5 protein-coding genes, 1 tRNA gene and 1 pseudogene are annotated in these 6128 nt (G+C 60.5%); 5 read left to right on the forward strand and 2 right to left on the reverse strand.

The features are described from left to right. Positions 1-540, forward strand: a pseudogene (locus VMR39_RS28970) (hypothetical protein); the annotation flags it as partial. 136 nt (positions 541-676) lie between these two features. Here the strand turns inward: VMR39_RS28970 and VMR39_RS28975 are convergent. Next, positions 677-1150, reverse strand: a complete 474-nt coding sequence (locus VMR39_RS28975; protein ID WP_325421772.1) for an Lrp/AsnC family transcriptional regulator — start codon at positions 1148-1150, stop codon at positions 677-679. 203 nt (positions 1151-1353) lie between these two features. Between VMR39_RS28975 and VMR39_RS28980 the strand changes: the two genes are divergently transcribed. From VMR39_RS28980 to VMR39_RS28995, 4 genes are all read left to right on the forward strand, one after another. Further along, the gene (locus VMR39_RS28980; RefSeq protein ID WP_325421774.1) at positions 1354-3081 is read left to right on the forward strand and encodes a HAMP domain-containing sensor histidine kinase; all 1728 of its coding nucleotides are present in this window, start codon (positions 1354-1356) and stop codon (positions 3079-3081) included. Between the two features lie 42 nt (positions 3082-3123). Beyond that, entirely contained in the window at positions 3124-4161 is a 1038-nt protein-coding gene (locus VMR39_RS28985; protein ID WP_325421776.1) for a polysaccharide deacetylase family protein, read from the forward strand. Between the two features lie 31 nt (positions 4162-4192). Then, a tRNA-Ile gene (locus VMR39_RS28990) sits at positions 4193-4268 on the forward strand. 155 nt (positions 4269-4423) lie between these two features. Beyond that, positions 4424-5809, forward strand: coding sequence for a tyrosine-type recombinase/integrase (locus VMR39_RS28995; protein ID WP_325421778.1), 1386 nt, complete (start codon positions 4424-4426; stop codon positions 5807-5809). A gap of 84 nt (positions 5810-5893) precedes the next feature. Here VMR39_RS28995 and VMR39_RS29000 read toward each other — a convergent pair. Continuing rightward, positions 5894-6128, reverse strand: a 235-nt coding sequence (locus VMR39_RS29000; protein WP_325421780.1) for a hypothetical protein, incomplete at its 5' end; no start/stop codon positions are given.

The following is a 6128-nucleotide window of genomic DNA, read 5'->3' on the forward strand; positions in this document are numbered from 1 at the left end:
GGTAGCCTCGAATCGCAGGCGCAACTCGATCTCTATCGCCTTCAGGCTGCGAATGGCGCGATGGCGAGCGAACGTGACTATCAGAATTACGCCCAGTTGGCAGAAAAGGCCGGCTATTTTGCCGAGGCCAAGGCAATCATCGAATCCGGTCGAAAGGCGGGCAAGCTGACGCCGACGCAGGCGGCGACCAACAGCCTGCTCAAGAGCGTGACCCCCAAGGCGACGAAGGAGATCGCCGGATTGCCCGCGTTGGCCAAGAAAGCGGCAACGGCATCTACCGGTAAGGAAGCGCTTGCTCTGGGTGACAGCTATGTTTCGTTGGGTCAGTTTCCGCAGGCGGTCGAGCAGTACCGGCTTGCCCTCACCAAGGGCGGTGTGGACGCAGGGCGGGTCAATGCCCGTCTTGGCATGGCGTTAGCCCGCTCTGGCGACATGGCCAGCGCGCAGACTGCACTTGGTCAAGTCGGAAATGGCGACTGGGGCAATGTCGCCGGTTTCTGGTCGGTCTGGATTGACCAGCAAGGCAAGAAGGCGGCCTGATCCGAAACAAAAAGAAAGACCGTCCTGATCCGATCAGGACGGTCTTTCTTTTTCTGCCTATGACGGCAAATAACTGATCCCCGCCTACCCTGACCATCTGAAGAATGTGTCAGGCGGATGGCATCGCAATATATGATCAGGCTGGCAGCGGGACGCCTGGTAGATTTTTCGATGTCCGGATGGTCAGTGAGGTCTTCACGCTCACCACATTGGGGGCGGGCGTCAGCTTCGAGGTCAGGAATTGCTGGAAGCTCTGAAGATCCTTGGCGACCACCTTCAGAATGAAGTCGATCTCGCCGTTCAGCATATGGCATTCGCGGACTTCGGGCAGTTGCGCGACATGGTCCTGGAATGCCTTCAGATCGGCTTCCGCTTGGCTCTTCAGGCTGACCATCGCAAAGACGGTGATGGTGTAGCCCAGCATCGCAGGGTCGACCACAGCATGATAGGATGTGATCGCGCCGGCTTCCTCCAGCGCGCGGACGCGACGCAGGCAGGGCGGAGCCGTCAGGCCCACCTTCCGCGCGAGTTCCACATTGGTCATTCGTCCGTCCTGCTGCAACTCTCCGAGGATCTGCAGGTCGATGTCGTCGATATTCGGCCCGGCCATTATTCCGATTATTTCCTGTCCTGTTTCTGGGGCGCATCATAATAATGTTTCAGGACAATGCAATTGTCCCACTATGCGACGTTGCGTTTCTGTCGCAGCGCTGTGGCTCTTTCCCTTTTCGTAACGATTGCCTATCCATAGCAGCGGCTCGGGTGTGCGCTGTGGATCGAGGGTCCGGCGTGCGCGGCATATGGGGATTTCAGGTGCGCTTCAACGATCTCATGCAAACGGTTCTGGCGGCGGATGACCGTGGCGGGCCGAATGCGGTGACGCTGTGGCGCCAATGCGTCGACCTGTTGGCCCAGCATGATCGCGCGGGTCGGGAGACGGTGGGCCCGCATGATCGGGCGATTCTGATCGATCGTCTGTCGGCTCTGCGCCCGAAGCTGAGCGAGACGCAGCGGATCGCGACCGTCGTAGAGTTGGGAAGGCGACTGCGTTCCGCAACCTTGGTGTCTTTCTTCGCGGCGGACAGACCTTCCATTGCTGCTGCGGCAATGGCGCGCGCTGATTTGCCGGATGCGATATGGGCCGACCTGTTGCCGCAATTGACGCCGACGGCGCGCGGTGTGCTGCGCGGTCGTCGGGACATGGGGCCGAAGACGCGCCAGGGGCTGGAGGTTTTCGGATCGGCCGATCTGGTGTTGACGACAGTACGCGACGATATGGTGGGCGATTCTGCCATGCTGCTGACCCACGATATGACGGCGACTGCCGAAACCGAAATTGCGTCGGAACTTCACAGCGCGACCATCACGCCGCTTCGCCCGCCCACTCGTGACGAGGATCAAATCCGAAATCTGGTGGACCGGATCGCTCAGTTCACCAGCACGCGGCGTGCTGTCGTTGCGCCGGTCGCGCAGCCTGAAGAGGCGGACACGTCCGCGGTGCGCTCCTTCGCCTTCGAGACGGACGCGGCGGGCATCATCCTCTGGATCGACCAGGGCCCGCGGGCGGCGCTGATCGGCCTGTCCCTGGGGGAAGCCGCGATGGAAGGCGGCAGTGGACCTGACGGGCATGTCGCCGGTGCATTTGCCCGTCGCAGCGGGTTTCGCAACGGACGCTTCATCATCATGGGCGGCGCGATGGACGGCGAATGGCGCATGTCCGCCACGCCCTTCTTTGACCCTCGCTCAGGGCGGTTCCAGGGCTATCGCGGCCAGGCGCGTCGGCCTTATCTACAGGAAGTTGCGGCACAGCCGGCACCCGCGCCGATGGCGATCTCCGGCCTGTCGGCCGATTCGCTCCGCCAACTCGTGCATGAGTTGCGCACACCGTTGAACGCCATATTGGGCTTTGCCGAAATTATCGAACAGGAACTGTTTGGACCGGCGGGGGAGGGCTATCGCGACATGGCGGGCAAGATCGCTGTCGATGCCCGCCATTTGCTGACGGCCTTTGACGATCTGGATTTGGCTGCGCGCGTTTCGCGGGGCGAGGATACTTCAGAGCCGCGCCTGATCGATCCCCGTCAACTGGTATTGCAGGTCGCGGCGCGCTTCCGTGAGCAGGCCGCGACGACATCGGTCGACATCGCCATGTCGCCGGACCTGCCGCCGATGCTGGTCGATCCTGTACAGGGCGAACGCATGGTTCAGCATCTGTTCCGGACATTGATCTCGGTCGCGCCGACTGGCGAATCCGTGACGGGTGCCTGCTGGCTTCGACCGGATGCCGGTAACGGCTGCATCGTTTTGGCCGTCGATCGGCCATCGAGCCTTGCCGGCTTCGATGAAGCGCAGTTGCTCGATCCGGGCCATGGTGCGGATGGGGACTGGGTGGATGGCCCATTGCTGGGACTGGGTTTTTCGCTCCGGCTGATCCGCAGTCTTGCGGGCAGTTGTGGCGGCAGTCTGGAGATCGAAGCAGGACGGGTTCTGCTGGCCCTGCCGGCGGCGACGGCAGCAAACGATGCGGCCGATATCGGCTGAGAGCGAAACCCTCTGGCAACCATTGGCAGTTACGAAGGCGGCATGACCGCTTTAGCCCATGATGGCAATCTGCTGGCACATCCGCTTGCCGAAGACATGATCGCCCTCGACCCCGTCTTTGGCAAGCGGTTCATGCTGTTTGTCGATACCGAGGAGGAATTTGACTGGGATGCGCCGTTCAGTCGCACCGGTCATTCGGTATCCGCCATTGACGGAATGGCGCGGGGCCAGGCATTTTTTGCCGCGGCCGGGGTCAAGCCGGTCTATGTAACGGACTATCCGGTCATCGAATCCGATGCCGCTGCCGCCATGATGGGGCAATGGATCAGCGATGGCGCCGCCGATATCGGCGCCCATCTTCACCCCTGGGTCAATCCGCCCCATGTGGAGGAGGTGAGCGCGGCAAACAGCTATGTTGGCTTCCTCCCCGAAGCGGTTGAGCGGGCCAAGCTGGAGGCGCTGTGCCAGCGGATCGAGACCCGTTTTGGCGCGCGGCCGATCGCTTATCGCGCAGGTCGCTATGGCGTCGGGCCAAACAGCGCCCGGTTGCTCGAAGAAGCAGGCTTCCGGCTCGACAGTTCGGTTCGCAGCCGCTTCGACTATAGCGGGCAATATGGCCCCGATTTCCGAGGCTTGCCGCAAAATCCCTACTGGACCGGGCCAGCGCGAACGCTCATCGAACTGCCGCTGTCTACCGGCTTCATCGGACTGATGCGTCGCAGCGGGGAGCGGGCCTATCGCGCCGCTCAGGCCATGGGACCGATCGCCGGTGCCTTGGCTCGCGCGCGTATGTTAAGTCGGGTGCCACTGACTCCAGAGGGAATTTCGATACAGGAAGCCATTGCCGTCATCGATGCGCTGATGGAGGAAGATGTGCCTGTGCTGAACTTCAGCTTCCATTCTCCGACTTTGGCGCCCGGCCATACGCCTTATGTCCGCACAGAGGCCGATCGCGTAGCCTTCTACGCCTGGTGGGACGCCATATTGACGCATCTGGCAAGGCGCGGGGTACGCGCAGCAAGCTTGGCGGATTTTCTGGCTGCCGTACCTGTGAGAGCAAAGGCTTGCAAAGCGGCGTGATGCTGCCTAATCCCGCCGTGTTCGACGGGTGGGGCCTGTAGCTCAATGGTTAGAGCTGGCCGCTCATAACGGCTAGGTTGCGGGTTCGAGTCCTGCCGGGCCCACCAAACCTCGATTTCATGAGCATTATGTGGTATCATAAATCCCTATAAATCAGGGGTTTGTGAGCCGTTGTTCATCCATAATGTCTCAGGATGTCTCGGGGTATCTCACGAATCGTGGGGTATCGGTGGGGGTATCGAAACCAATTTTTGGGGTATCGATGACTCTTACATACGCTGAAGCGAAAAACGCCGCCGCCACCGGGCGGAATTATAAGATGACCGATTCTGCCGGTCTCTATCTCTATGTCACAAAGGCCGGCGCGAAGTCGTGGCGGTTCAGATATCATTTTGCCGATCGCGAGAAGCTCGTCACTTTCGGTCTGTTTCCCGAGGTCGGGCTCGCCGAAGCGCGGGAGAGACAAAAAGAGGCACGCGAGCTGCTCCGGCAGGGCATCGACCCTGCGATCGAGTTTGTCCGACGCAAGGCACAGGCCGTGGTCCACGCGGACGCCAGTTTTCGTGCCAAGGCAGAAGAATGGCTTACCGAGAACGAGCCGTGGTGGTCTGCCGCCAACGCCTTTAGGGTTCGATCGAGGATCGAGAAGGACATCTATCCCGAGTTCGGGAAGCTGCCTGTCAGTCAGGTCACCAGCGAAATGATACTGATCGCACTCCGGAAAATCGAACATCGAGGCGCCATCGAAACCGCGAAGCGGGTCCGCGGCTACATCCTGGGTGTTCTCAAGCGGGCTCGCGGCGAAGGGCTGGTGACCACTGAAACTATCATCAGCGTCGAGATCGTCGCGGATGCGCTGAAACGCTCGCCTCCGGGTATCAAGCAACCAGCGCTTACGCGGGTGTCTCAGCTTCTCGAATTTCAGAAACGCGTCGATCTTTCGACCGGTGGCCCATTGAGCAAACTGGCCTCCCGGCTGCTCGCTCTGACCGCGGTCCGGGTTGGCGTCCTTCGAACTGCCCAGTGGGACGAGTTTGAAGGCATCGACTGGGACGATCCCGACAAACCTGCGCCGGGGGCGGTCTGGCGGATACCGGCTGAACGGATGAAGCTGGCCGTCGAGGACAAGAGCAATGCCGCTTTCGGTCACGACGTCCCGCTTTCCTGGCAGGCGGTCGAAACGCTACGCGCCATAAGGATACTCACTGGAAAGTTCAGCCTCGTATTCCCCAGCAGCCGGTCCTGGCGTCTGCCGATGAGTGACGCAGCCGTCAGCACCTTATACAAGCGGATCGGGAACGGCGCCTATAAGGGCAAGATGGTGCCGCACGGTTGGCGTTCGGCTTTTTCGACGGTGATGAACGAGCGAGCTGCGGAACTCGAGCGTGACGGCGATCGCATGATCATCGATCTTGTTCTGTCGCATGTGCCCAAGGGCGTATCGGCGTCTGAATGGGCCTATAACCGCGCACGCTACTTTAACCCTCGACGCGAGATGTTGCAGGCTTGGGCCGATCTGATCGGGGATGGACTCGAAAGCCCGTTTGCTCTGGTTAATGTTAGGATGGCCAAGGGCAGGCCGCTTTCACGCTGGGAAAGCTCGCCGACGGGACCGAACGTCATCCAGTTCAGGCCCGCCCAACGTTAGTGCGGTTGGTTCTATCCTTTGAGCCCAAGCGGCGATTGGTCATAAAACGGCTTCGCGTTTGTGGGAATCCAGTTCCCGCAAACGCTATGTCGCAAGCGGTATTGCGAAGCCCGAAAGCCTTGAGAACTGATCGGTAACCTTCTTGGCGGCTAAAGCGCTGACACCCATCTCCTTGAGAAACTCCCGTTGAATGTCAGGAGGTACTTCGGAGAAGAAAGAGAAGGCAAGAGCGTTGAAGGTGGTCGCGCTTTCTGGATCGATGAGAAGTTTGGCCAACTCATGCGCGGAAAGATCCGTCCCGTAGGGAGCGTTGACCGTC

It is taken from the genome of Sphingobium sp. (assembly GCF_035511395.1).
Taxonomy (GTDB): domain Bacteria; phylum Pseudomonadota; class Alphaproteobacteria; order Sphingomonadales; family Sphingomonadaceae; genus Sphingobium.